Raw genomic sequence first — 24,929 nt, forward strand, 5'->3', positions numbered from 1 at the left:
GTCGGTCATCAGAAGAAGACCACGTACACGGCAGCCGCGACGATAAAGCGGTAGATCGCGAACGGAATAAACGAAATACGCTTAATCAGTTGCAGGAAGGTTTTGATGGCGATCAGCGCCACAATGAAGGCGGTGATAAAGCCCACGGCGAACATCGGAATGTCACCCACGGTCAGGAAGCCGATGCTTTTGTAGAGATCCAGCGCGGTGGCGCCCATCATCATCGGCACCGCCAGCAGGAACGAGAACTCAGACGCCGCGTAACGGCTCACGCCCATCAGCATCCCGCCGGAAATGGTTGCCCCTGAACGGGAGAAGCCCGGCCACAGCGCCAGACACTGGAAGCAGCCAATCATAAACGCCTGACGATACGTCATATCGTCCAGACCTTCCGCACGCGGGGTTTTTGGCTTCAGCACTTCGGCGGCAATCAGCAGGAAGCCGCCGACAACCAGCGCGTACATCACGTTAATCGGGTTGAAGAGCGATTTAATGGTGTCGTGGAACACCAGCCCCAGCACCACTGCCGGGATCATCCCGAGCAGAATATGAATCAGCGTCAGACGCCCCTTGCCCTCTCCTTCACGCTGCGGCAAACGCCCGAAGTGGATGCCGATCAGACCAAACAGACGACGCCAGAACATCACAACCACCGCCAGGATAGAGCCCAGCTGAATCACCACCTCAAACGTCTTTGCGGTATCGCCTTCAAAGCCCAACAGATGGCCAACGATAATCATATGGCCCGTACTGGACACCGGCAAAAACTCCGTCAATCCTTCGACCACACCCAGTATTGCCGCCACCAGCAGCGAGTGCATATCGCTCATCTATAAACCCCTAAAAAGATATAAAAAAACGGTCGCCACAACGGCTACCGTGAAACATACAGCTCTAAGACCGATATAACCTAAAATGGTTTAGCTATTATGACGTTAAATCTTTCCTTTCAGATTTGTGCCACGCTCGATAATCACGCCCACGTTGGCGGCGCGCGCCACCGCGCCCGGCTTGCTTAGCTTAATGCGCACCCACGGGGAGTTAAATTTGCTCAGCAGCAGGTCCGCCACCTCTTCCGCCACGCGTTCTACCAGCGCAAATCGTTGCCCTTCCACATGGCCGATGACCGTTTCACTGATGTCGGCGTAGCTCAGACAATCATTCACATCATCGCTTTTCGCTGACTTGCGGTTATCCCAGCCCATTTCGATATCGAACACCAGTTTCTGCTCGATGGTCTGTTCCCAGTCGTAAACACCAATTGTGGTGATTACCGAAAGTTGCTCTATAAATACAATATCCATCACGACCTGCCTGCTTTTTGGCTAAACCGGATACCACTTCCGGCGAATTATGCGTATTATCCACAGATGCTGAGAATACAGATACTTTTTCAAAACGGAACAGCGTTATGAGTGCAATCGCGCCTGGAATGATTATCCTCGCCTACCTTTGCGGCTCAATCTCCAGCGCCATTCTGGTCTGCCGCATCGCCGGGTTGCCTGACCCGCGTGAAAGTGGTTCCGGGAATCCGGGGGCGACCAATGTACTACGAATTGGCGGCAAGGGAGCAGCCGTAGCGGTTTTGATTTTTGACGTTCTGAAAGGAATGCTTCCCGTCTGGGGCGCGTATGCGCTCGGCGTCACACCCTTCTGGCTGGGGCTGATAGCCATCGCCGCCTGCGTCGGCCACATCTGGCCTGTTTTCTTTGGTTTTAAAGGCGGTAAAGGCGTGGCCACTGCGTTTGGCGCGATTGCGCCGATCGGCTGGGATCTCACCGGCGTGATGGCGGGCACCTGGCTGCTGACCATCCTGCTGAGCGGTTATTCGTCGCTGGGCGCCATCGTCAGCGCACTGATCGCCCCGTTCTATGTCTGGTGGTTTAAACCGCAGTTTACCTTCCCGGTGTCGATGCTCTCGTGTCTGATCCTGTTGCGCCATCACGACAACATTCAACGCCTGTGGCGTCGTCAGGAAACGAAGATCTGGACGAAGCTCAGACGTAAAAAGAAAGACGCTCAGTAAACCGTTCGTTATGCCTTATAACCAAATGTGATTTTTGTCACCTTCTGCCTGTGGTAACTGTTAGAGACACAACACAACCACACAAAAAGAAAATGGCAGAAATCACAGATTCAACTCCCCTTCCAGCGGCAGCAAACACCCCGGATGGCGACATCAGGTGGGTACGCAGCGCATCGGACGTTTCACGTCTCGTTAATGACGGCTCTCAGGGCCGGGCCAATGCCCGCATCGTGGTCGGTATCGCGCTCGGGGGAATTTTTCTCGATGCCTACGATCTCGGCGCGCTGGCATTCGGCATCAAAGACATCACCCGCGAATTTAACCTGACGCCCGCCGGTACCGGCATGGTGGCTTCAGCCATTACGTTTGGCGCGATTGTCGGGGCGCTGCTCGGCGGCTATCTTACGGATAAAATCGGGCGCTACCGCGTCTTTATGGCCGACATGGTATTCTTTGTCGTTGCCGCTATCGCCTGTGCGCTGGCCCCGAACGAATATGTGCTGGCGGGCGCGCGCTTTGTGATGGGTCTTGGCGTTGGGATCGACCTTCCCGTCGCGATGGCGTTTCTCAGCGAGTTCGCCAGACTGAAAGGCCCGGGGAATAAAGCCTCCAGCGTCGCGATGTGGTGTCCCACCTGGTATGCGGCCATCAGCATCTCTTATCTTCTGGTGCTCTTCTTTTACGCCGTGCTGCCGGAAAGCCACAGCGACTGGCTCTGGCGTCTGATCCTTGGCTTTGGCGCGGTGCCCGCGCTGGTGATTATCGCCATCCGCAGCCGCTATATGAGCGAATCCCCGGTCTGGGCGGCGAATCAGGGCAATCTGAAGGAGGCGGCGTCCATCCTGCGGCAGTCATACAACATTAATGCCCACGTACCGCAGGATGCGCTCGACCAGCCCGCGCCTGTTGTGAACAAGGCAAAATGGTCGAACTACCTGAACCTGTTCCGCGGTATCTATCTGCGGCGTACCACGCTCGCCACGCTGCTGTCGGTCTTCTCCTCGTTCGCCTATAACGCCGTAGCCTTTGGCCTGCCGGTGATCATCTCCAGCTTCTTTGTGCAGTCGATGCTGACGACCATTCTGATCTCGCTGGCGCTTAATCTGCTGTTCGCGTTTGTCGGCGGGCTGCTGGCGGTGCGCTATGTTCCGCGCTTCGGCGCATGGCGGATGTCACTGGCGGGTTATGCGTGCCAGCTGGCGGCGCTGCTCGGCCTGGCGCTGATTGGCCGCCCTGACGGGTCCACGGAAGGCGTGGTCGCCGTCGCGATGCTGGCGCTGTTCCTGTTTGGCCAGGGTTTTGGTCCGGGTGCGCACACCATGACGTTTGCCTCTCTGAGCTACCCGACCTCGCTGCGCGGTGTGGGTGTGGGGCTTAACCAGACGCTGATGCGCAGCAGTTCAACGCTATCACTGTTTCTGTTCCCGCTGCTGGTCGCCTCGCTGGATACCGCCGTGTTCTGGGTGATTGCGCTGGCGCCGTTTATCGGCCTGGCCTCGCTGCTGGCGATCCGCTGGGAGCCGTCGGGGTATGATGTGGATGCAGAGGATTATCGCTAGCCTTTCTTGCCGGGTGGCGCTGCGCTTACCCGGCCTACATTACTGAAACCGGCTCACATGAGCCGGTTTTTTTATCCATAAGCGACTCATATGACAGCCTTCATTTCCGCCAGGGCATACTGAAACGTATCCCGATAGTGCGGAAGTGGAAGCACCATGTTAGCAACTCAGGTCACTGATAATTCATACAAAGGCTGGCAGGCCTCGCTTGCCCTCCAGTTTTGTCATACCCCTGAGAAAACCCTCCTCCATTCCGCGCGTCACACCGGGCCACTTACCGTTCAGCGTCCGTTTTATCCCGAAGGGGAAACCTGCCACCTTTACCTGCTGCACCCGCCAGGTGGAATTGTGGGCGGGGATACGCTGGATATTTCCGTGCGGCTCGACGCCAAAAGCCATGCCCTCATCACCATGCCCGGCGCCAGCAAGTTCTATCGCAGCAGCGGCCCGCTGGCCTGCCTCAGTCAGCATTTTTACCTCGACGAAGAGGCCACGCTGGAGTGGCTGCCGCAGGACACCATTATTTTCCCCGGCGCTAACGCCGCGCTGCGTTCCGTCTTTCACCTGCACGCCACCAGCACGCTGCTGGCGTGGGAGCTGTACTGTCTGGGCCGTCCGGTGATAAACGAAACCTTCAGCCAAGGCACGCTGGAGAGCCGCCTTGAGGTGTGGGTGGATGGCGAGCCGCGTCTGATTGAGCGACTGCATCTCAGCGGTGGCGATCTGACGCCCGTCGCGGACCATCCGTGGGTCGGCACGCTGCTGTTCTATCCGGCCCGGGAAGCACATCTCGACACGGTGCGCGAGCGGCTCGCCCCGCTGGAAAACTTTGGCGGGGCGACGCTCACCGACGATCTGCTGTCGGTGCGTTTTCTCTCGCACGACAACCTGATTTGTCAGCGGGTGATGCGCGATATCTGGCAGTCGCTTCGCCCGCTTTTAACCCCCAAAACCGCCTGTTCGCCGCGCATCTGGCAGACATAAAGAGAAACGCTATGGAACTGACTCCCAGAGAAAAAGACAAGCTGTTGCTGTTCACCGCCGCGCTGGTTGCCGAACGCCGCCTCGCGCGCGGGGTAAAGCTCAACTATCCGGAATCGGTCGCGCTGATCAGCGCCTTTATTATGGAAGGCGCGCGCGATGGCGAAACCGTCGCCTCGCTGATGGAAGCCGGCCGCCACGTCCTGACGCGCGATCAGGTGATGGAGGGCGTACCGGAGATGATCCCGGATATTCAGGTGGAAGCCACCTTCCCGGACGGATCCAAGCTCGTCACCGTCCACAACCCGATCGTGTAAGGAGCGCGTGATGATCCCAGGTGAATACCGGATCCAGTCCGGCAACATTGCTCTCAACGTCGGGCGCGAAACCCGAAGTGTGATAGTGGAAAACCACGGCGACAGGCCGATCCAGGTGGGATCGCACTATCACTTTTACGAGGTCAACCCGGCGCTGAAGTTCGATCGCGAGGCCACCCGAGGCTACCGGCTGAACATCCCGGCGGGCACCGCTGTGCGCTTCGAGCCCGGCCAGAAGCGGGAAGTGACGCTGGTGCAGGTGACGGGCGCACAGCGCATTTTCGGTTTTCGCGGCGAGATCATGGGCGAGGTGAAACATGGCTGAGATTTCACGCCAGGCGTATGCCGATATGTTCGGCCCCACGACCGGGGATAAAGTGCGGCTGGCCGACAGCGAACTGTGGATCGAAGTAGAAGACGATCTCACGATCTACGGAGAAGAGGTTAAATTCGGCGGCGGAAAAGTGATCCGCGACGGCATGGGACAGGGGCAGATGACCGCCGACGACTGCGTGGATCTGGTGCTCACCAACGCGCTGATCGTCGATCACTGGGGGATCGTGAAAGCGGATATCGGCGTAAAAAATGGGCGGATCTTCGCCGTCGGCAAAGCCGGAAACCCGGACATTCAGCCCGGCGTGACGATCCCGATTGGCGCAGCAACGGAAGTGATCGCCGCCGAAGGCAAGATTGTCACCGCTGGCGGGATCGACACCCATATCCACTGGATCTGTCCGCAGCAAGCGGAAGAGGCGCTGGTCTCTGGCGTCACCACCATGATCGGCGGCGGCACCGGGCCCGCGGCAGGTACAAACGCCACCACCTGCACGCCGGGGCCATGGTATATCGCCCGCATGTTGCAGGCTGCCGATACGCTGCCGGTGAATATTGGCCTGCTGGGCAAAGGGAACAGTTCAAACCCGGACGCGCTGCGCGAGCAGATCGCGGCAGGTGCCATCGGGCTTAAGATCCACGAAGACTGGGGTGCGACGCCTGCGGCCATCAACTGCTCGCTGGAGGTCGCTGAAGAGATGGATATCCAGGTGGCGCTGCACAGCGACACGCTGAACGAGTCCGGTTTTGTCGAAGATACGCTGGCCGCCATCGCCGGGCGCACCATCCACACCTTCCACACCGAAGGGGCGGGCGGCGGCCATGCGCCAGATATCATCACCGCCTGCGCGCACCCGAATATTCTGCCCTCCTCCACCAACCCGACGCTGCCCTACACGGTCAACACCATCGACGAGCACCTGGACATGCTGATGGTTTGCCATCACCTCGACCCGGATATCGCCGAGGACGTGGCGTTTGCCGAATCCCGCATTCGCCGGGAGACCATCGCCGCCGAAGACGTGCTGCACGATATCGGCGCGTTCTCACTCACCTCGTCAGATTCACAGGCAATGGGCCGCGTGGGGGAAGTGATTATCCGCACCTGGCAGGTCGCGCACCGCATGAAGGTTCAGCGCGGCGCGCTGCCGGAAGAGACCGGCGATAACGACAACTTCCGGGTGAAGCGCTATGTCGCCAAATACACCATTAACCCGGCGCTGACCCACGGCATCGCCCATGAAGTGGGCTCGATTGAGGCGGGCAAGCTGGCGGACCTGGTGGTCTGGTCCCCGGCGTTCTTCGGCGTCAAGCCCGCCACCATCGTCAAAGGTGGGATGATCGCCTGCGCACCGATGGGCGATATCAACGCCTCGATCCCCACGCCGCAGCCGGTGTATTACCGTCCGATGTTTGGCTCGCTGGGCGCCGCGCGCCACGCCACACGGCTGACGTTTATCTCGCAGGCCGCCAGTGCGAACGGCATCCCGCAGCAGCTCAACCTGCAGAGCGCCACCGCGGTGGTGAAAGGCTGCCGGACGGTGAAAAAGGCGGACATGATCCACAACGCTCTGCAACCGAACATCACCGTTGATTCGCAAACCTACGAGGTGCGCGTCGACGGCGAACTGATTACCAGCGAACCGGCTGACGTTCTGCCGATGGCACAACGCTATTTCCTGTTTTGAGGAGTGATGATGATTTATCTGACCCAACGCCTGGACCACGCACACCCGACTACCGCCAGCGTCACGCTGCCGATTGACGTGCGGGTGAAAAGCCGCGCCCGCGTGGCCCTGAACGACGGTCGCGAAGCCGGGCTGATGCTGCCGCGCGGTTTGCTGCTGCGCGGCGGCGATCTGCTGACCACCGACGACGGCAGCGAGGTGATCGAAGTGATCGCGGCCCCGGAGTCGGTTTCCGTGGTGCGCTGCGCCGATCCGTTCCTGCTCGCCCGCGCCTGTTACCACCTGGGCAACCGTCACGTGCCGCTGCAAATTATGCCCGGCGAGCTGCGCTACCACCACGACCACGTTCTTGACGACATGCTGCGTCATTTCGGGCTGGAGGTGACCTTCGCCAGCCTGCCCTTTGAACCAGAAGCGGGCGCTTACACCAGCGATGCCCACAGCCATGGCCACTCCCACTCTCATTCACATTAAGGACTCATCATGCGCAAGTATTTACCGCTGTTTCTGCTGGCATTTTCCGTTCCGGCGCTTGCCCATCCGGGCCACGGGACCGACAGCTTCCAGGCCGGATTTCTCCATCCGCTGACCGGGCTGGATCACCTGCTGATGCTGACGGGGGCTGGCGTGCTGTCCGCCCTGAGCGGCCGCAAGCTGCTGCTGCCGTTAGCAACGCTCGGCATGATGCTTGCTGGCGCCGTTGCGGGCAGCCTGCTCGGCGGTTTTAGCGGCATGGAGATGCTGATTATCGCCTCGCTGGCGGTCTGCGGCGTAATGATGTTTAAGACTGAAAATCGCCTGCTGCTGGCGGTGCCAGCCCTGGCGATGTTCCACGGCTGGGCGCACGGCGTGGAGATGTCCGGCCACAGCTTCTGGCTCTTCACCAGCGGGTTTATGTTCGCCAGCGCCACGGTGCTGTGCGCCAGTTTCGCCGCAGGCTTGCTGCTGCGCCGTCACGACGGCCTGCGTAAAACCTTCGGTGGCGGGCTGATCGTCTCTGCCCTGCTGGCGCTGATGAGCTGATGGAGCACGCCCGCCAGCGGCTGCGCCTGATACAGCTCTCCAGCAGTAGCCTGCCGGTCGGATCGTTTACCTGGTCGCAGGGGCTAGAGTGGGCCGTTGAGGCCGGGTGGGTCACGGACGCTGAGGCCTTCAGGCGCTGGCAGATCCAGCAGATGGAGCAGAGCTTTTTCTGCGTCGACCTGCCGCTGTTTATACGCCTTTATCGTGCCTGCGAGAAGCAGGACGTCGCGACAGCAAAACGCTGGACGGCATACCTGCTCGCCTGCCGGGAAACGCGCGAGCTGCGCGATGAAGAACGCAACCGTGGCGCGGCCTTTACGCGCCTGGTTAAAAGCTGGGAACCCGCCTGCCCGCCAGAATGGTTGCCGCTGTTGACGCAGAGCCAGCTCTGCGGCATGGCGTGGCTCGGCGTGCGCTGGGGCATTAGCGCGCGTGAGCTGGCGCTGAGCCTGGGCTACAGCTGGATTGAGAGCGCGGTGATGGCGGGCGTCAAGCTGGTGCCGTTTGGGCAGCAGGCCGCACAACAGCTGATTATCGACCTGAGCGACCATTTTGCCGCCGGGTTTGAACAGGCATTTTTACGTGGCGACGACGCGCTGGGGGCCGCTACGCCGCTGTCCGCCATCGCCTCCGCGCGCCACGAAACCCAATATTCACGACTATTCCGTTCCTGAGGAGTCAATATGGCTGATTACAAACATCCCCTGCGCGTTGGCGTGGGCGGCCCGGTAGGGTCGGGCAAAACTGCCCTGCTGGAAGCGCTCTGCAAGGCGATGCGCGATACCTATCACCTGGCGGTGGTGACTAACGATATCTACACCAAAGAGGATCAGCGCATCCTGACCGAGGCGGGTGCGCTGGAGCCAGAGCGCATCGTGGGCGTGGAAACGGGCGGCTGTCCGCACACCGCCATCCGCGAAGATGCCTCAATGAACCTGGCGGCGGTGGAAGCACTCAGCGAGAAGTTCGGCAATCTGGATCTGATCTTCGTCGAAAGCGGCGGGGATAACCTGAGCGCGACCTTCAGCCCGGAGCTGGCGGACCTCACCATCTACGTCATCGACGTGGCCGAAGGGGAAAAAATCCCGCGCAAGGGCGGGCCGGGGATCACCAAATCCGATTTTCTGGTGATCAATAAAACCGACCTCGCGCCGTACGTGGGGGCGTCGCTGGAGGTAATGGAACGCGACACTAACCGCATGCGCGGCGAGCGTCCGTGGACCTTTACCAACCTGAAAGCGGGTGACGGGCTGGCGACGATCATTGCGTTTCTGGAAGAGAAAGGGATGCTGCGGATCTGAAAAAGGCCTGGCATAACGCCAGGCCGTGATGGTTATTTGCAGCTGTTATTGGAAGACCCTTGTTCGCGCCATGCGCCCCACTGGCCGCCGGTTCCCGGCGTTTCTTGCCCCGGGTTGACATACCACTGGTTGAGCCAAACTTTACCGTTGTAGGACACTTTGGTGCATCGGGTTGGATAGGCAATTTTGGCGTTATAGGCCGGTGCCGTAGGATTTACCGGTGTGTCATCTTTTGCCGGGGTGTCATCCTTAGCCGGTACCGCTGGCTTACTGACGGTGATGGTCATGCTGTCCGTCGCGGTTCGCCCATCCGCGCCGGTCGTCGTCAGCGTAAAGGTCGCTTCCCCCTCGCTGTTGGCAGGAATGACGGCATAGGCATGCGCGCTGTCCACGCTCTTCACCAGCGCGCCGTTCAGTGTCGCCTCCAGCGAGAAGGTTTCTGCCCCTTTTGTCACACGCCAGTTATACGATTTGGCATTCAGGCTCTTACTGCCGTCCAGCGCGTAGGTGATCACCCCCGTGGTCGGAGAAACCAGAGCGTAATCTGCGCCTGCCACAGCCGTTGGAGCCGGCGCGACAGGCGTGCTACCGTCTTTGAGCGCCATAATACGGGCCACCGCACGCTCCATGTCAGGTTGAGTACCCACTTTTGCCGAATCTCCGTTGGCCAGTGACGTTCCGGTCTCTGCCAGAATCTGACGCATCTGACGCGGTGTCACGGTAATACCGTTGGCTTTGGCGATGCCTGACAGGCTGGCTACCACACCCGCAATAATCGGGTTCGAGGAAGAAGTTCCGGCAAACGTCGCGGTATAAGAATCGTTAACGCCGCCATTTTTATAGAGATCGCCATAACCTGTGCTCACTACGTCCCAGCAGCCCCATGCAGAGCTGGTGACGCGCGAACCATAGGTGCTAAACGACGCTTTTTTACCGTCTTTTGCACAAAACGCACCCGCCAGGATAGCCCCGGAGTCCCGCACGTTCACGTCAAACTCCCCCTGGAAGCCTGGGCTATCCAGGTTGACGTTCCCGTTACCTGCCGCCTCAATAACGTGAACGCCTTTATCTGTCAGCGCTTTAATCACATCGTAATAGGCGGGTTCGGACTCCATTGCCACCCAGCAATCCTTTTGGCAACCCGCTGGATAACCGCCCGCTACGTGTACCCCGATCTGCACCACATCGCCAGCTTTTAGCAACGGAATTAAATTATAGAGGTTATTATGCGCTGAGGCCGCGTACCCCAGTCGGCTTTTCCAGCTTATCCCTCGAATACCGGTGCCAATATCTTTCGCTGCCATAATCCCGACAGAAGCGGTGTCATGATCTTGCTTTTCAACATACGTTGTCTTTCCAGAGCTGAGGCTCATTGGCGGTAAGTTGAGGTGCTGGGTATTCCAGGGATAAATTTCCGTTGAAATAATCGTCACCCCTTCACCCGCACTGCCTGCATAGTGATCTACGCTTTCGCGGTTTACGCCCCCCATATAATAACCGGCGCGCTTAACATCAGGTGCTTTGAGATAATCCTGCTTATTGCGAAAATCCGGAACGGCGGCAGACGTTAAATTATTATTTACCGAAGATTTAACCTGCGGCGTAAGGGCGTTTTCATCCAGCGACACCGGTTCGGCCTCCGGATAAACTAACTCTACGTTCTGATTCTGCTCCAGCTCAGAAATAATATGGTTAATGTAGGTTTTATCCTGACGTTTATCTTGCGGTAACGCGATACGCAGATAACGGTCAAAGCCATAGCGTTTATTGAGTTCCGTTAACTCGGATGACTGATTTGAACTCCGCAAATTAGTCGGCCTAAACATATTTGTGGTGATAAGGGAAGGATCATTCAGGGTAATTTTATTGTTTGTCGCTTTTAGCAAACCTGTAGTGGGTTTTAGCTTGAGTACAATTGCTGTGTAGGTCGCATTGTCATGTGCAAACTCATTTTGCACCTGATTTTCTGCCGCAGCGGAAAATGAAATTGCTGCACAAATAAAAAGGGACAAGGTACTTTTTTTCATGGTAATCACGGTTCCTTTGTGAATCGACATTTCTCCTTTTTCAGTATCTGTGATACATGCACCGTGATGAATAAGAGCATCCTAATCTGGGGGAACGATCTTTCTATAATTGAATAAGAAAAATCTTTAACTCGTTTCTTTATATTTCGCAACGCGAGGATACACTTGGATACAAAAACCGTAAAGATTAATCATAATGAAATAATCAACATCCACCGCCGTTAAAAATACTCTCATTGTTACTGCTATTTTACCGCAGTCTGGATTTTAATAAGGATATATCTTGCGAGGGATTCCAACCCCGCCATTATCATGTAAGGGTTAATACGACGCATCATTATGGACATTAAAATCGTTATCGCTGAAGAATCCTCGTTGATTCGCCGCGGCTTATCCTCAATGATGCAAGCGCTCTCGTTACCCGCCTCAGGCATGAATCAGAGATGTGTTTTGACCGGTGAAGCAACCTCTTCCGCAGAACTTCTGTCGCTTCTGGGTCAGCATAACCCCGATATCGTTATCCTCAGCTATTCACTGACAACCAGCTTTAATCGCTCTCCTCTCACGGGTATGGACGGTCTGAAGCTGTTGAGATGGCTCCATCAGACTTATCCTGCGCTCAGCATTATCCTGCTCTCGCCCTATACAAACACCATGTTTATTCGTCAGGCGCTAAAGGAAGGCGTCAGATCGTATTTGTCGCGGGATATCAACGAGAAAACATTAAGCCAGGCGATTGCTACAGTTCTTAAAGGTGAGATCTTTATCGAAAGCCAGCTGGTAAATATGCTTTTTCGTCATGAGATGACAGATATAGAGAAACTCTCGCCGCGGGAAATCGATGTGCTGCGTCTGATATGTAACGGATTAAATTTGAAGGAGATTGCACAACATATGCACCTGAGCATCAAAACAGTCAGTGCGCATAAGATCCGGGCGATGGAAAAGCTGGATGTGCAAAACGACTGCCAGCTTTACTCGCTGATCATCAAGAACCAGATTTTCGACATCAGGATATAAAACTCCCCCGCCGCGATGACGGGAGAGCCGTTCACGCCTCAGGCAGCTCCGCCAGCGGCCAGCGCGGACGCACGGACACGCTCAGGTCAGCCGTTGCGCCAGCGTTCAGGCGCACCATCCCGGCGTAGGCGATCATCGCCCCGTTATCGGTACAAAATTCAGGACGCGCGTAGAACACTTCCCCACGACGCTTTTGCATCATCTCTGCAAGCTTCGCGCGCAGCGTACGGTTGGCGCTCACGCCGCCTGCCATCACCAGGCGCTTAAAGCCGGTCTGATCCAGCGCGCGTTTGCACTTGATCATCAGCGTATCCACCACCGCATCTTCGAACGCACGAGCGATGTCGGCACGCGTCTGCTCGCTGTCGTCGTTATTGCGGATGGTGTTCGCCGCGAAGGTTTTCAAACCGGAGAAGCTGAAATCCAGCCCCGGACGATCAGTCATCGGCCGTGGGAAGACAAAGCGCCCTTCCGTGCCCTGTGCGGCCATTTTCGAGAGCATCGGGCCGCCCGGGTAATCCAGCCCCAGCAGCTTGGCGGTTTTGTCGAAGGCTTCACCGGCTGCATCGTCAATTGACTCGCCCAGCAGCTCATACTTGCCAATACCCGTTACGCTGATCAGTTGGGTATGACCACCGGAAACCAGCAGCGCCACAAACGGGAACGCTGGCGGATTGTCTTCCAGCATCGGCGCCAGAAGGTGCCCTTCCATATGGTGAACCGGAATGGCCGGAACATCCCACGCGAAGGCCAGTGAACGCCCTACCGTTGCGCCGACCAGCAGCGCGCCGACCAGGCCCGGTCCTGCGGTATAGGCTACGGCATCAATATCTTTTGCACTCAACCCGGCCTCTTTCAGCGCCGCCTGGATCAGGGGAACCGTTTTACGCACGTGGTCACGAGAGGCCAGTTCAGGCACGACGCCGCCGTAGTCAGCGTGCAATTTCACCTGACTATACAGTTGGTTGGCCAGAAGCCCTTTTTCGTCGTCGTAAATCGCGATGCCGGTTTCATCGCAGGATGTTTCAATACCCAGTACACGCATGACTTGTTTTACCTCGTTTCAATACCGCGCAGTGTAGAGCCTGGGCGGATTGTTGTAAAACTTTGTTCGCCCCAGGAAGAAGCCTCGTGTATACTCCTCACCCTTATTAAAGTCCCTTTCAAAATCGCATCGGTGCTTTACAAAGCAGCAGCATTTGCAGTAAAATTCCGCACCATTTTGAAATAAGCTGGCGTTGATGCCAGCGGCAAACCGAATTTATTAAAGGTGAGAGTTACATGCCGGTAATTAAAGTACGTGAAAACGAGCCGTTCGACGTAGCACTGCGTCGCTTCAAACGTTCATGCGAGAAAGCAGGTGTTCTGGCTGAAGTTCGTCGTCGTGAGTTTTATGAAAAACCAACGACCGAACGTAAGCGCGCTAAAGCTTCCGCTGTGAAACGTCACGCGAAGAAACTGGCTCGCGAAAACGCACGCCGTACTCGTCTGTACTAATCTGTTGAGGGCCACAGCCCTCAATTGACAGACAGAGTTGTAGTCGTAAGGCCGTGCTTCCGGAAGGAATGCGCGGCTTGTTTTCGTTTATAAGTCGCTTAAATTTTTGGGGCATATGGCCGGAAGAATCCCACGCGTTTTCATCAATGACCTGCTTGCCAGAACCGACATCGTCGATCTCATCGACGCGCGGGTGAAGCTAAAAAAGCAGGGCAAGAACTACCATGCGTGCTGTCCGTTCCATAACGAAAAAACCCCCTCTTTCACCGTAAACGGTGAAAAGCAGTTCTACCATTGCTTCGGCTGTGGCGCACACGGTAATGCCGTCGATTTTTTGATGAACTACGACAAGCTCGAGTTCGTTGAAACCGTCGAAGAACTGGCGGCGATGCATAACCTTGAAGTGCCGTATGAAGCGGGCAGTGGGCCAAGTCAGATCGAGCGCCATCAGCGGCAAACGCTGTACCAACTGATGGATGGCCTGAATTCGTTTTACCAACAGTCTCTTAAGCACTCTGCGGCTGAGCCTGCGCGTCAGTATCTGAACAAGCGCGGACTGAGTGACGATGTGATTGCGCGTTTCGCTATTGGTTACGCCCCGCCCGGCTGGGACAACGTGTTAAAGCGTTTTGGCGGCAATAGCGAAGATCGTAAATCCCTCATCGACGCAGGCATGCTGGTCACCAACGACCAGGGACGAAGCTACGACCGCTTCCGTGAACGGGTGATGTTCCCGATCCGCGACAAGCGTGGCCGGGTGATAGGTTTTGGTGGTCGCGTGCTGGGTGATGCCCTGCCGAAATACCTTAACTCCCCGGAAACCGATATTTTCCATAAGGGCCGCCAGCTTTATGGTCTTTATGAGGCACAGCAGGATAATGCGGAACCTCCGCGTCTTCTGGTCGTCGAAGGCTATATGGATGTTGTTGCGCTGGCGCAGTACGACATTAACTATGCCGTTGCGTCGCTGGGAACGTCCACCACGGCGGACCATATCCAGCTGCTGTTCCGCGTCACCAACAACGTGATTTGCTGTTACGACGGTGACCGCGCAGGACGCGACGCCGCCTGGCGAGCGCTGGAAACCGCGTTGCCGTATATGACCGACGGGCGTCAGCTACGCTTTATGTTCCTGCCCGACGGTGAAGACCCGGATACGCTGGTGCGTAAAGAGGGCAAAGCGGCGTTTGAAGCGCGGATGGAGCAGGCTCAGCCGCTCTCCACGTTTCTGTTTAACAGCCTGATGCCGCAGGTTGATTTGAGTACCCCTGACGGGCGCGCGCAGCTCAGCACGCTGGCGCTGCCGTTAATCAGCCAGGTGCCCGGCGAAACGCTGCGCATCTATCTGCGTCAGGAGTTAGGCAACAAGCTCGGCATTCTGGATGACAGCCAGCTTGAACGTTTAATGCCGAAACAGGCTGAAAACGGCACGGTACGCCCCGCGCCTCAGCTAAAACGCACAACCATGCGTATACTGATAGGGTTGCTGGTGCAAAACCCCGAACTTGCTCCGCAAGTGCCGTCGCTGGCGGGTTTGAACCACGAAAAATTGCCCGGGCTTGGCTTATTTTCAGAATTGGTCAACACTTGTTTGTCTCAGCCAGGTCTGACCACCGGACAACTTTTAGAGCATTATCGCGGCACAAAAGAGGCCGCTACCCTTGAAAAACTGTCGATGTGGGACGATATAGCAGATAAGGATATCGCAGAAAAAACGTTCACCGACTCACTCAACCATATGTTTGATTCGATGCTTGAGTTGCGCCAGGAAGAGTTGATAGCTCGCGAGCGCACCCATGGCCTAAGCAGCGAAGAACGCCGGGAGCTCTGGATGATTAACCAGGAACTGGCGAAGAAATAAAAAATTTAACGGCTTAAGTGCCGAATATCGATCGGGAAGCCCCCGGCAGCCGCACTGAGAGGCAGCGGCAAAAATATAAGTACGCCCTCGCTTTAAATGTTGGCAGCCCATCGCCGACACCAATCAAACGAATTAAGTGTGGATACCGTCTTATGGAGCAAAACCCGCAGTCACAGCTGAAACTTCTTGTCCAACGCGGTAAGGAGCAAGGCTATCTGACCTATGCCGAGGTCAATGACCATCTGCCGGAAGATATCGTCGATTCAGATCAGATCGAAGATATCATCCAAATGATCAATGACATGGGCATTCAGGTGATGGAAGAAGCACCGGATGCCGATGATCTGTTGCTGGCTGAAACCTCCAACAACACTGACGAAGATGCGGAAGAAGCTGCTGCACAGGTACTGTCCAGCGTGGAATCTGAAATCGGGCGTACCACTGACCCGGTCCGCATGTACATGCGCGAAATGGGTACCGTTGAACTGTTGACCCGCGAAGGCGAAATTGACATCGCAAAACGCATCGAAGACGGGATCAACCAGGTTCAGTGCTCTGTTGCCGAATACCCGGAAGCGATCACCTATCTGCTGGAGCAGTACGATCGCGTTGAAGCAGAAGAAGCGCGTCTGTCCGATCTGATCACTGGCTTTGTCGACCCGAACGCTGAAGAAGATATGGCGCCAACCGCCACTCACGTCGGTTCTGAGCTGTCTCAGGAAGAGATGGATGACGACGAAGACGAAGATGAAGAAGAAGACGACGACAGCAGCGATGACGACAACAGCATCGACCCTGAACTGGCGCGTGAGAAATTTGCCGAGCTGCGTACCCAGTACGAAGTGACGCGTGACACCATCAAAGCGAAAGGCCGCAGCCATGCCGCCGCTCAGGAAGAGATCCTGAAGCTGTCTGAAGTGTTCAAACAGTTCCGCCTGGTGCCAAAACAGTTCGACTACCTGGTGAACAGCATGCGCGTGATGATGGATCGCGTACGTACCCAGGAACGTATCATCATGAAGCTGTGCGTTGAACAGTGCAAAATGCCGAAGAAGAACTTCATCACCCTCTTCACCGGCAACGAAACCAGCGAAACCTGGTTCAACGCCGCTATCGCGATGAACAAGCCGTGGTCTGAAAAGCTGCACGACGTGAAAGAAGACGTACAGCGCGGCCTGCAAAAACTGCATCAGATTGAAGAAGAGACCGGCCTGACCATCGAGCAGGTAAAAGACATCAACCGTCGTATGTCCATCGGTGAAGCGAAAGCCCGCCGTGCGAAGAAAGAGATGGTTGAAGCGAACTTACGTCTGGTTATCTCTATCGCCAAGAAATACACCAACCGTGGCCTGCAATTCCTGGATCTGATTCAGGAAGGCAACATCGGTCTGATGAAAGCGGTAGATAAGTTTGAATACCGTCGTGGTTACAAGTTCTCCACCTATGCTACCTGGTGGATCCGTCAGGCGATCACCCGCTCTATCGCAGACCAGGCGCGCACCATCCGTATTCCGGTGCATATGATTGAGACCATCAACAAACTCAACCGTATCTCTCGCCAGATGTTGCAGGAGATGGGCCGCGAGCCGACGCCGGAAGAGCTGGCTGAACGCATGCTGATGCCGGAAGACAAGATCCGTAAAGTGCTGAAAATCGCTAAAGAGCCAATCTCCATGGAAACGCCAATCGGTGATGATGAAGATTCGCATCTGGGTGATTTCATCGAGGATACCACCCTCGAGCTGCCGCTGGACTCTGCCACCACCGAGAGCCTGCGTGCCGCTACGCACGACGTGCTGGCTGGCCTGACCGCCCGTGAAGCCAAAGTGCTGCGTATGCGTTTCGGTATCGACATGAACACCGACCACACGCTGGAAGAAGTGGGTAAACAGTTTGACGTGACCCGCGAACGTATCCGTCAGATCGAAGCGAAGGCGCTGCGTAAACTGCGCCATCCGAGCCGCTCTGAAGTGCTGCGTAGCTTCCTGGACGATTAATCGGTCCTGAAATGAAAAAGCTCCCAATCGGGAGCTTTTTTTTGTTTATTCCCTCTCCCTGTGGGAGAGGGTCAGGGTGAGGGCATCAGGCCGCAGAGGAGCTAAAGCCCCCTCACCACAAGCGCCTCATCAAGTTCCCGATACGCCTCCACCAGCTTGTCCAGCGTCGCCCTGTTCAGCCCGCTGGGGTTCGGCAACACCCAAACCTGCGTTACGCCAATGGTAATGTTCTGCTTACCCCACTTCACACCGCGCTGGCTGAACGCCTGCTCGTAGGCCTGCTTGCCGAGGATCGCCAGCGCCGCGGGCTGATAGTCTTCAATTTTCGCGATCAGCTCACGCCCGCCAGCGCGCAGCTCATGCAGATTCACTTCGCTCGCCTGCACCGTGGGTCGCTCGACCAGCATGGTGATGCCACAGCGCGTATCCAGCAGCTGCTGCTCTTCTTCCGGCTTAAGCTGTTTGTCGGTAAATCCGGCCTGGTGGATCACCTTCCAGAAGCGATTTCCCGGATGAGCAAAGTGAAAACCGGTGTGCGCCGATGACTTGCCCGGATTAATACCGCAGAACACCACCCGCAGGCCAGGGGCCAGAATATCGTTGATCATCTCTACTCCTGTCTATGCATCTTAAGATAAGTATAAAGGATTGATTATGCGTTGTTTATAAAAACAGCAGGCAGGTGTGAATGGCTGGATTGCTGAGGGGAGTTACTTTATAATTCACCGCCACGGCCCCTTAGCTCAGTGGTTAGAGCAGGCGACTCATAATCGCTTGGTCGCTGGTTCAAGTCCAGCAGGGGCCACCAAATTTTAGCTTTAGAATCATCCAGTTAAGCCACTCGATTGAGTGGCTTTTTTGTAAGTAATCCACCACACGTAGCCCGGCCTGCCGCTTCCCCTCACAAACCCTAAAAACTAAAGAAATCCCCCATCGCGCCGATCATCATCCGTGTGTATTATTTCCTGTAGCTTTTACAACAACTAACCTTAACTCAAATACTTAAGCGCCAGAGCGAAAGGCATCATGAGCACACCGATCAAACGGCTAGAAATCATTAAAAATGCCATTGAGCTGGAAGATGACGACATCATCCGGAGCCAGTTGAAACGTCTCAAAGAGGAAGCCTTTGACGATGAACTCCTGTCCATCGTCGCGGCGCTTGAGCAGAAAAACTACACCGCAGCCCTTCGCGCTATCACCACCTGGCTGCAAAGCCAGCGCGCCGTTACCCCGTGGCGTGACCCGCAACTGGCGGCCAGCAAGCTGGAGCTAAAAGCCCTGGAAGAGCGTCTGCGCGATCTGATTGATCGTCGTAACGCCCGGGTACAGCAGCTTGACGAATTCAACGATCTCTATTTCTCCCGCCTCGGGCCGTTGATGCAGCAGATCCTCGCCCTGCGTAAAACGCTGGCGGAGCTTAACCTGCGTCGTCAGCAGGCGGAGACGCGTCGCCGGGAAGAGGATTACCGCCGCTGCCAGAGCTATATGGCGCAGGCCGTAGAGGTTCTGACAACGCTCACCCGGCGCTGGCGAGATCTGCCTGCGGATTCCGTTCAGGCGGCAGAGGCGCGCAAGCATCTTCAGCAGCAAAGTAATCTGATTGCCAACCTGCTGGCCGAAGCGATGGAGCTGGAGACCGGTTTAACGCGTGAAGAAGAGCCAGCACGTCAGGCGCGCGATGAGGCCAACGAAGAGTACAAGAAGTATCGCGAACAGCATCATGATGCCGAAGTGCGCCTGCGTAAAGGCAAGGATCTCTCTGAAGAGGATCGGAACGAGCTGAAGCGGCTCTGGCGTCAGGCGAGCAAGTTATGCCACCCGGATCTGGTTGCCGATGATTTAAAAGAAGAAGCCAACAGGATGATGGTGCAACTCAACCAGGCCAAACAGCGCGGCGACGTGAAGGCCATTCGCTTGCTGGTCGCCCGTCTGCAACAAGGGTTTGAACCGATGATGGCGAGCGACAGGCTGAACGACCTGGAACGTATTCGTAAAAAGATGGCGCAGGTGCGTGAGCAAATCGACACCCTGGTGAACGAGCTGGCAGAGCTGGAGAAAGAAGAGTCCTGGCTGCTCGTCTCGTCGCTCAGCAATATGGAAGCCTACTTTGCCCAGCAGGAGAAAGCGCTGAAAGAGGTATGCGCCTCGCTCGAACATCAGGTGAGCGAAGCGCAGCTGGATCCCGCTGCCTGATTATTTGGCGTGCCAGTACGCGCTGGCACGCACCAGCTGCGGGTCAATTGCGTCGGTTTCAAACTGACGGCTCAGGCGTTTCACCACCTTCCCCTCCCCGGTGAGCCAGATAAAGTAATCCTCTTCCGGCACGTCCAGCGCGGCAAGATGGTCGGCCACCGCCTGCTCGTTGTGGCCGATAACCCAGGTGATGTTGAACCCGCTCAGGTGCGCCAGATAGTCCTGGTACGCCGCATCGCCCACGGTGACGATGGCGTGGATCGCCGGGCGAACAGGCAGTTTTGCGATGCCTTCTAAACGGCGGCGCAGCGCGGGCATGCCCGACTCGTCGCACACGTACAGCTGCCAGGCGTAATCTTCCGGCACCACCAGCGAACCACGCGGACCACCGATGGTCAGCTTGTCGCCCACCTTCGCCTCTACCGCCCAGTTGCTGGCAATGCCACCATCATGAACGAAGAAATCGAGCGCCAGCTCATGTTTTTCGTCATCGTACAGCGGGGTATAGTCACGCGCCTGCGGACGCACGCCGTCGCCCCAGTCGATGCCTTCATCAGTCACCACAGGCGGCACGAAAGTGGTGCCCGGTGCCGGGAAAAAGACTTTGGTATGGTCGTCAAAGCCGCGAGAGCTAAAGCCCTCCAGCGCCTCGCCGCCTAGCACAATGCGCTGAAATCCTGCACTGACTCGCTCAGTGCGCATCACGTTCAGCTCACGAAAACGCAGGTCATTGCGGACACGTTGAGGGTAACGGGTAGATGCCATGTTGATGCCCTTCTCAGGTGAATACGATATATCGGAATGAATTTTTAATGATAATGATTGCTATTAACTCAGAAATCAAGATTTTTTAGATTGCATCTGAATATATCTTAGATATAGTTTAGATATATCAAATTGAGGAAGAAACATGCGACACGAACACGACGGCGGCGGACGCCGGCCACGATTTTTTGGTCATGGCGATCTGCGGCTGGTGATCCTGGATATCCTGACCCGCAACGCGAGCCATGGTTATGAGCTGATCAAAGAGATCGAGAACCTGACGCAGGGACATTACACGCCAAGCCCTGGCGTGATCTATCCGACTCTGGATTACTTGCAGGATCAGTCGCTTATCATCATTACCGAAGAAGAGAACGGCCGTAAGCGGATTGCGATTAACGCCGCCGGAGAACAGTGGCTGGAAGATAACCGGGAACAGCTGGAGCAGATCCAGACGCGTATCAAGGCGCGCTCCGTCGGTTTCCAGCTGCGCAAAAACCCGCAGATGAAGCGGGCGCTGGATAACTTCAAAGCGGTTCTGGATCTGAAGGTTAATCAGGGAGAGCTCAGCGACGCGCAGTTAAAACAGATTATCGGCGTGATTGACCGCGCGGCACTGGAGATCTCCCAGCTGGATTAAGCCAGCACGCCGTCGCTCACGCGGAACACGCGGACCAGCTCCTTCAGGTGCATGGCCTGTTCGTTAAGGGATGCCGCCGCCGCAACGGACTCCTCCACCAGCGCGGAGTTCTGTTGGGTGGTGGCGTCTATCAGGCCAATCGCGCTGTTGATCTGCGAGATGCCTTCCGTCTGTTCGTGGCTGGCCTGGCGAATCTCACGCAGGATGACGTCCATCTCTTCCACGTTGCCGACCATGCCGTTGATAAGCCCGCTGGCCTTCTCCACAAGGTTCATGCCGTCCTGCGTCTGGCTTGTGGAGCTTTCAATCAGCTGGCGGATCTCACTTGCGGATGTTGCACTTTTCTGCGCGAGCTGACGTACCTCGCCCGCCACCACCGCAAAGCCACGACCATGCTCACCCGCGCGCGCCGCTTCGACCGCCGCGTTCAGCGCCAGAATATTAGTCTGGAAGGCAATGGCGTCGATCAGGTCGATAATGTCGGACATCCTGTTCGATGTTTCGTTGATCAGGCGCATCTTGCTGGTGACCTGCTTCATCATCTCGCCGTTGTTTTTGACCACAGCAGCCGCATCGGCAGACAGGTTCGTCGCTTCTCCGGTGTGGGACGCGGTATTCTTCACCGTGGCGGTAATCTGCTCCATCGACGCAGCCGTCTGTTCAACGGAACTGGCCTGCTCTTCCGTGCGGGCAGCCAGATCCTGGTTGCCCGCGACAATCTGCGCGGCGGCGCTGGAGATGTTTTCCGATCCGGTTTGCACCTGCTGCACAATCTCCAGCAGGCGCGTTTTCATCTCCATAAGTGCGGTGAGTAGCAGTCCGGTTTCATCTTTACCGTGCGAGGTAATGCTGCCGGTGAGATCGCCATCGGCAATGGCCTCCGCAAAATTCACCGCGTCGTTCAGCGGGCGGGTAATGGATCGCACAATGAACCAGCCAGTCAGGCTGGCTGCCGCGACGCTAAAAAGCGTAATCAGGATCAGCAGGAGACGATTGGTGCGGAAATCACCTTCCACCTGCTCGCCCGCACTCTGCATTTCATGGTCCTGGATCGCAATCAACGCCTGCACTTTCGCTTTATAGGACTGTTGCAGGTTCAGGGTGTTGGTCATCATTTCGTTTATCGCGCCCGCACGGTCATTATTCTGCACGGCCTGCAAAATGCGGTAGCGCGAGTCAAGATATTGCTGGCGCACGCCGTGGATATCGGCCAGCACCTGTTGGGATTTTTTATCCTTGAGAGCGTTGTCCAGCTCGCTCAGGATTGCGGCGATGCGCTCGCTGATCGCCTTCAGACGCTGCTCTGATTGCGCCGTGTACGTCCCCTGTTCGTCCAGCAGCATGAGCTGCTGCGTGCTGATAAATTCCTGGAAGTTGTCGATTAACTGGTTCGCTTTTACCGTCGTTGGATAATCGCTGGTAAGGATGGTTTGCATTCCATTGTTTGCCCGATTCAGGCTCATCAGAGACAAGCTTGCGCTGACGACCATCAGGACAATAAATAATCCAAACGCCAGAAATAATTTCGTGCCGATCTTTACGTCATGTATGAACATATTTACCCCATCGATGTGATTATTTCTCAGACGATCGCTGTTATCGACAGGAAACTCTCTAACTTTATGACTTTGATCGTTTTTTTATTTCTCACTTTCAATAAATCCGGGGCGTAACAATTAAAAATCGGGTGCTTTTTTTAGTTAATTAATATTTCATTAACAACATAACGTATTCTGAAAAACAAAAAAGCCGTTTACCCCGGAGGAATAAACGGCTTTATCGAAGCATGCATTTCTTAATGCAGCACGGTAACCGCATCTTCAAGACGTCCGGCCCGGTGCTTAACCATCGCGGAAATCTGCGCGCTCTCTTCGACCAGGTCAGCATTTTTCTGCGTAATGCTGTCCAGCTCTGCCACGGCACGGGTCAGCTCTGTCAGGCCTGTCGCCTGCTCGGAGGTGGCGTGGCTGATCTGCGCGATAAGCTGCGTGACGTTTTTCACCTGCTCGACAATATCATCCATGGTACGTCCCGCGGCGTGGACCTGATCGGCGCCCGACTGTACTTTGCTGGCGCTGGCGTCGATCAGCTTACGAATATCATTAGCTGCATTCGCGCTGCGGCTGGCAAGATGACGCACTTCGCCCGCCACCACCGCAAAGCCTTTCCCCTGCTCGCCCGCGCGTGCCGCCTCAACCGCGGCGTTCAGCGCCAGAATATTGGTCTGGAAGGCAATGTCATTGATAAGCGAGGTAATAGAGCCAATGCGCTGGGTACTGTCGGCTATGTCATCCATGGTTTTCACCACGGTCTGCATCACGGTGCCCCCCTGCGTGGCCGCGCTGCTGGCGGCCATCGACAGCTTGTCGACTTCGGCTGCGGTCTCAGAGTTACTCTGCACCGACGCCGCCATCTGGTTCATTGTTGCCACGGTCTGCTGAACGTTAGCCACGGTCTGGCGCGTGCGGTCGTTGAGATCTTCATTGCCCTGCGCCAGCCTGTCGCTGCCGTCGCGCACGCTCACCACCTGGCTGGAGACGTCGTTGATCAGCCAGCGGCACATCAGCCCCAGCTGTCCGACGGCCCGCAGCGTCAGCCCCAGTTCATCGCTGCGGCTAAGATGCTGCACGCTGTTACGCTCTCCGGTAGCGACCCTGAGCGCCTGCCGTGCGACGTTTTCCACCGGGCGGACAATCTGTTGTTCAAACACCAGGGTGCCAAGCAGCATCACCACGGCTGCCGCCACCAGCGAAGCCCAGCCCGCAGCACTGGCAACCAGCGTTGCGGCCATCACCGCAAAAAGTACCGCCATTACGCTGCGCACGCGCCAGCGCAGCGGCATCGCCGGTAATTTGCCGAGCCAGCCTTTGCGCACCACCAGCCCTTTATGAATGCGTTTTTTGCTACGTCCTTCGTTGAGCGCCTTATAAAGCGGCTCCACTGCGGCGACCTCGTCCTCGGTGGCGCGGGTACGAATGGACATATAGCCCGTCATCTGGCCGTTACGCACCATCGGTACCGCATTGGCGCGTACCCAATAGTGATCGCCATTTTTACGTCGGTTTTTGACAATCCCGCTCCAGGGTTCGCCCTTTTGCAGCGTGTACCACATGTCGGCAAAAGCCGCTTTCGGCATATCCGGATGGCGCACAATGTTGTGCGGTTGCCCGAGCAGCTCCTGGAGCGTAAAGCCGCTCACTTGCACAAAGGTGTCGTTAGTGTGGGTCATGTAGCTGTGGAGGTCGGTGGTCGACATAAGCGTGGTGTCATCGTCCAGCGGATATTCATTCTGGGTGACATAGTCAGGAGAGGACATAGTGAGCATCCCTTGCAGGTTATTTGAATGTTAATTTTGTGGCTTATGTTTTTTCGGCGATAAAAAATTTATCTTTAGTTGTTAAATATGATTGAGATCGCAAATCTCGGTTAAACCGCACTTTTCGTGCGTTTTTCTAATTAATTGATTTAAAATACTTTCGAGACGAAACTACCTACAAAGCATGATCCCCCGGCGCACACTTAAGGCGCATTTCCTGCCCTGGGGTAGTGCAATTGACGACACCCCATCCCCGGCTCGTTATCCCTTATCCCGTGCGGCGCGCAATGGCATGATTAAATATTGTGCAAATTTGATTTCACCTGGCGTTTATCCCGATTTTTGTTAAGGCATCTGAGGTGGCGTAATCCCTGCAATAATT

General features: G+C 56.2%; 24 protein-coding genes and 1 tRNA gene. 17 read left to right on the forward strand and 8 right to left on the reverse strand.

Features of this window, described 5'->3' with window-relative positions; genetic code table 11:
- Window positions 1-8: 8 nt before the first annotated feature.
- The gene (gene bacA / locus SK47_RS18565) at window positions 9-830 is read right to left on the reverse strand and encodes an undecaprenyl-diphosphate phosphatase (protein ID WP_003862545.1); all 822 of its coding nucleotides are present in this window, start codon (window positions 828-830) and stop codon (window positions 9-11) included.
- Between the two features lie 105 nt (window positions 831-935).
- Window positions 936-1,304, reverse strand: a complete 369-nt coding sequence (gene folB, locus SK47_RS18570; RefSeq protein WP_003862547.1) for a bifunctional dihydroneopterin aldolase/7,8-dihydroneopterin epimerase — start codon at window positions 1,302-1,304, stop codon at window positions 936-938.
- A 107-nt stretch (window positions 1,305-1,411) separates the two neighbouring features.
- Here folB and plsY point away from each other — a divergent pair, with 107 nt between their 5' ends.
- The 10 genes from plsY to ureG all read left to right on the forward strand — a co-directional run bounded on the left by plsY (window position 1,412) and on the right by ureG (window position 9,228).
- Window positions 1,412-2,026, forward strand: a complete 615-nt coding sequence (gene plsY, locus SK47_RS18575; protein ID WP_003862548.1) for a glycerol-3-phosphate 1-O-acyltransferase PlsY — start codon at window positions 1,412-1,414, stop codon at window positions 2,024-2,026.
- A 92-nt stretch (window positions 2,027-2,118) separates the two neighbouring features.
- Window positions 2,119-3,585 (forward strand): MFS transporter, encoded by a 1,467-nt coding sequence (locus SK47_RS18580; protein ID WP_048244919.1) that lies wholly within the window; start codon window positions 2,119-2,121, stop codon window positions 3,583-3,585.
- A 156-nt stretch (window positions 3,586-3,741) separates the two neighbouring features.
- Window positions 3,742-4,569: an urease accessory protein UreD gene (locus SK47_RS18585; protein ID WP_003862554.1), complete on the forward strand. Its 828-nt coding sequence runs from the start codon at window positions 3,742-3,744 to the stop codon at window positions 4,567-4,569.
- A gap of 11 nt (window positions 4,570-4,580) precedes the next feature.
- Window positions 4,581-4,883, forward strand: coding sequence for an urease subunit gamma (locus SK47_RS18590; RefSeq protein ID WP_003862556.1), 303 nt, complete (start codon window positions 4,581-4,583; stop codon window positions 4,881-4,883).
- A 10-nt stretch (window positions 4,884-4,893) separates the two neighbouring features.
- Window positions 4,894-5,208, forward strand: coding sequence for an urease subunit beta (locus tag SK47_RS18595; protein WP_003862557.1), 315 nt, complete (start codon window positions 4,894-4,896; stop codon window positions 5,206-5,208).
- A complete protein-coding gene (gene ureC / locus SK47_RS18600) occupies window positions 5,201-6,904 on the forward strand; it encodes an urease subunit alpha (protein WP_048244921.1) in 1,704 nt (567 codons plus the stop codon). The genes SK47_RS18595 and ureC overlap by 8 nt, the downstream gene beginning before the upstream one ends.
- A 9-nt stretch (window positions 6,905-6,913) precedes the next feature.
- Window positions 6,914-7,378, forward strand: a complete 465-nt coding sequence (gene ureE, locus SK47_RS18605; RefSeq protein ID WP_048244923.1) for an urease accessory protein UreE — start codon at window positions 6,914-6,916, stop codon at window positions 7,376-7,378.
- 9 nt (window positions 7,379-7,387) lie between these two features.
- The gene (locus SK47_RS18610) at window positions 7,388-7,927 is read left to right on the forward strand and encodes a HupE/UreJ family protein (RefSeq protein WP_045335748.1); all 540 of its coding nucleotides are present in this window, start codon (window positions 7,388-7,390) and stop codon (window positions 7,925-7,927) included.
- Window positions 7,927-8,601 (forward strand): urease accessory protein UreF, encoded by a 675-nt coding sequence (locus SK47_RS18615; RefSeq protein ID WP_048241789.1) that lies wholly within the window; start codon window positions 7,927-7,929, stop codon window positions 8,599-8,601. The genes SK47_RS18610 and SK47_RS18615 overlap by 1 nt, the downstream gene beginning before the upstream one ends.
- Window positions 8,602-8,610: 9 nt before the next feature.
- Entirely contained in the window at window positions 8,611-9,228 is a 618-nt protein-coding gene (ureG, locus tag SK47_RS18620; RefSeq protein ID WP_003862566.1) for an urease accessory protein UreG, read from the forward strand.
- 32 nt (window positions 9,229-9,260) lie between these two features.
- On the opposite strand, the gene SK47_RS18625 is transcribed toward ureG, so the two are convergent.
- A complete protein-coding gene (locus tag SK47_RS18625) occupies window positions 9,261-11,036 on the reverse strand; it encodes a S8 family peptidase (RefSeq protein ID WP_255354015.1) in 1,776 nt (591 codons plus the stop codon).
- 558 nt (window positions 11,037-11,594) lie between these two features.
- On the opposite strand from SK47_RS18625, the gene SK47_RS18630 reads away from it, so the two are divergent.
- Window positions 11,595-12,275 carry a LuxR C-terminal-related transcriptional regulator gene (locus SK47_RS18630; RefSeq protein ID WP_003862570.1) on the forward strand — a complete coding sequence of 227 codons (681 nt, stop codon included), beginning with the start codon at window positions 11,595-11,597 and terminating at the stop codon, window positions 12,273-12,275.
- A gap of 31 nt (window positions 12,276-12,306) precedes the next feature.
- Here SK47_RS18630 and tsaD read toward each other — a convergent pair whose 3' ends face one another.
- The gene (gene tsaD / locus SK47_RS18635; RefSeq protein WP_022651877.1) at window positions 12,307-13,320 is read right to left on the reverse strand and encodes a tRNA (adenosine(37)-N6)-threonylcarbamoyltransferase complex transferase subunit TsaD; all 1,014 of its coding nucleotides are present in this window, start codon (window positions 13,318-13,320) and stop codon (window positions 12,307-12,309) included.
- Between the two features lie 236 nt (window positions 13,321-13,556).
- On the opposite strand from tsaD, the gene rpsU reads away from it, so the two are divergent.
- The 3 genes from rpsU to rpoD all read left to right on the forward strand — a co-directional run bounded on the left by rpsU (window position 13,557) and on the right by rpoD (window position 17,630).
- Window positions 13,557-13,772, forward strand: coding sequence for a 30S ribosomal protein S21 (gene rpsU, locus SK47_RS18640; protein ID WP_001144069.1), 216 nt, complete (start codon window positions 13,557-13,559; stop codon window positions 13,770-13,772).
- A 115-nt stretch (window positions 13,773-13,887) separates the two neighbouring features.
- The gene (gene dnaG / locus SK47_RS18645) at window positions 13,888-15,633 is read left to right on the forward strand and encodes a DNA primase (protein WP_003862574.1); all 1,746 of its coding nucleotides are present in this window, start codon (window positions 13,888-13,890) and stop codon (window positions 15,631-15,633) included.
- Window positions 15,634-15,785: 152 nt separating this feature from the next.
- Window positions 15,786-17,630 (forward strand): RNA polymerase sigma factor RpoD, encoded by a 1,845-nt coding sequence (gene rpoD, locus SK47_RS18650; protein WP_006812010.1) that lies wholly within the window; start codon window positions 15,786-15,788, stop codon window positions 17,628-17,630.
- A gap of 101 nt (window positions 17,631-17,731) precedes the next feature.
- Here rpoD and mug read toward each other — a convergent pair whose 3' ends face one another.
- Window positions 17,732-18,238 (reverse strand): G/U mismatch-specific DNA glycosylase, encoded by a 507-nt coding sequence (gene mug / locus SK47_RS18655; RefSeq protein ID WP_032607936.1) that lies wholly within the window; start codon window positions 18,236-18,238, stop codon window positions 17,732-17,734.
- Between the two features lie 124 nt (window positions 18,239-18,362).
- Between mug and SK47_RS18660 the strand changes: the two genes are divergently transcribed.
- Window positions 18,363-18,438: transfer RNA gene (locus tag SK47_RS18660), tRNA-Ile, on the forward strand.
- A 218-nt stretch (window positions 18,439-18,656) separates the two neighbouring features.
- On the forward strand, window positions 18,657-19,826 hold the full coding sequence (locus SK47_RS18665; RefSeq protein WP_003862593.1) for a coiled-coil domain-containing protein: 1,170 nt from the start codon (window positions 18,657-18,659) through the stop codon (window positions 19,824-19,826).
- On the opposite strand, the gene SK47_RS18670 is transcribed toward SK47_RS18665, so the two are convergent.
- The gene (locus tag SK47_RS18670) at window positions 19,827-20,591 is read right to left on the reverse strand and encodes a siderophore-interacting protein (RefSeq protein ID WP_022651880.1); all 765 of its coding nucleotides are present in this window, start codon (window positions 20,589-20,591) and stop codon (window positions 19,827-19,829) included.
- Between the two features lie 145 nt (window positions 20,592-20,736).
- Here SK47_RS18670 and SK47_RS18675 point away from each other — a divergent pair, with 145 nt between their 5' ends.
- Entirely contained in the window at window positions 20,737-21,231 is a 495-nt protein-coding gene (locus tag SK47_RS18675) for a PadR family transcriptional regulator (protein WP_022651881.1), read from the forward strand.
- On the opposite strand, the gene SK47_RS18680 is transcribed toward SK47_RS18675, so the two are convergent.
- Complete coding sequence (locus SK47_RS18680; RefSeq protein WP_022651882.1) at window positions 21,228-22,787, reverse strand: methyl-accepting chemotaxis protein; 1,560 nt, start codon at window positions 22,785-22,787, stop codon at window positions 21,228-21,230. The two genes, SK47_RS18675 and SK47_RS18680, sit on opposite strands and share 4 nt — an antisense overlap.
- 239 nt (window positions 22,788-23,026) lie before the next feature.
- Window positions 23,027-24,547 (reverse strand): methyl-accepting chemotaxis protein, encoded by a 1,521-nt coding sequence (locus SK47_RS18685; protein WP_003862598.1) that lies wholly within the window; start codon window positions 24,545-24,547, stop codon window positions 23,027-23,029.
- Window positions 24,548-24,929 lie beyond the last annotated feature (382 nt).

Origin of the sequence: Enterobacter sp. BWH52 (assembly GCF_001037565.1) — a bacterium.
Taxonomy (GTDB): domain Bacteria; phylum Pseudomonadota; class Gammaproteobacteria; order Enterobacterales; family Enterobacteriaceae; genus Enterobacter; species Enterobacter hormaechei_C.

Coding starts and splice junctions, on each gene's coding strand:
- bacA (WP_003862545.1), bottom strand. CDS start 830: ATGAGCGATATGCACTCGCTGCTGGTGGCGGCAATACTGGGTGTGGTC.
- folB (WP_003862547.1), bottom strand. CDS start 1,304: ATGGATATTGTATTTATAGAGCAACTTTCGGTAATCACCACAATTGGT.
- plsY (WP_003862548.1), top strand. CDS start 1,412: ATGAGTGCAATCGCGCCTGGAATGATTATCCTCGCCTACCTTTGCGGC.
- SK47_RS18580 (WP_048244919.1), top strand. CDS start 2,119: ATGGCAGAAATCACAGATTCAACTCCCCTTCCAGCGGCAGCAAACACC.
- SK47_RS18585 (WP_003862554.1), top strand. CDS start 3,742: ATGTTAGCAACTCAGGTCACTGATAATTCATACAAAGGCTGGCAGGCC.
- SK47_RS18590 (WP_003862556.1), top strand. CDS start 4,581: ATGGAACTGACTCCCAGAGAAAAAGACAAGCTGTTGCTGTTCACCGCC.
- SK47_RS18595 (WP_003862557.1), top strand. CDS start 4,894: ATGATCCCAGGTGAATACCGGATCCAGTCCGGCAACATTGCTCTCAAC.
- ureC (WP_048244921.1), top strand. CDS start 5,201: ATGGCTGAGATTTCACGCCAGGCGTATGCCGATATGTTCGGCCCCACG.
- ureE (WP_048244923.1), top strand. CDS start 6,914: ATGATTTATCTGACCCAACGCCTGGACCACGCACACCCGACTACCGCC.
- SK47_RS18610 (WP_045335748.1), top strand. CDS start 7,388: ATGCGCAAGTATTTACCGCTGTTTCTGCTGGCATTTTCCGTTCCGGCG.
- SK47_RS18615 (WP_048241789.1), top strand. CDS start 7,927: ATGGAGCACGCCCGCCAGCGGCTGCGCCTGATACAGCTCTCCAGCAGT.
- ureG (WP_003862566.1), top strand. CDS start 8,611: ATGGCTGATTACAAACATCCCCTGCGCGTTGGCGTGGGCGGCCCGGTA.
- SK47_RS18630 (WP_003862570.1), top strand. CDS start 11,595: ATGGACATTAAAATCGTTATCGCTGAAGAATCCTCGTTGATTCGCCGC.
- tsaD (WP_022651877.1), bottom strand. CDS start 13,320: ATGCGTGTACTGGGTATTGAAACATCCTGCGATGAAACCGGCATCGCG.
- rpsU (WP_001144069.1), top strand. CDS start 13,557: ATGCCGGTAATTAAAGTACGTGAAAACGAGCCGTTCGACGTAGCACTG.
- dnaG (WP_003862574.1), top strand. CDS start 13,888: ATGGCCGGAAGAATCCCACGCGTTTTCATCAATGACCTGCTTGCCAGA.
- rpoD (WP_006812010.1), top strand. CDS start 15,786: ATGGAGCAAAACCCGCAGTCACAGCTGAAACTTCTTGTCCAACGCGGT.
- mug (WP_032607936.1), bottom strand. CDS start 18,238: ATGATCAACGATATTCTGGCCCCTGGCCTGCGGGTGGTGTTCTGCGGT.
- SK47_RS18665 (WP_003862593.1), top strand. CDS start 18,657: ATGAGCACACCGATCAAACGGCTAGAAATCATTAAAAATGCCATTGAG.
- SK47_RS18670 (WP_022651880.1), bottom strand. CDS start 20,591: ATGGCATCTACCCGTTACCCTCAACGTGTCCGCAATGACCTGCGTTTT.
- SK47_RS18675 (WP_022651881.1), top strand. CDS start 20,737: ATGCGACACGAACACGACGGCGGCGGACGCCGGCCACGATTTTTTGGT.
- SK47_RS18680 (WP_022651882.1), bottom strand. CDS start 22,787: ATGTTCATACATGACGTAAAGATCGGCACGAAATTATTTCTGGCGTTT.
- SK47_RS18685 (WP_003862598.1), bottom strand. CDS start 24,547: ATGTCCTCTCCTGACTATGTCACCCAGAATGAATATCCGCTGGACGAT.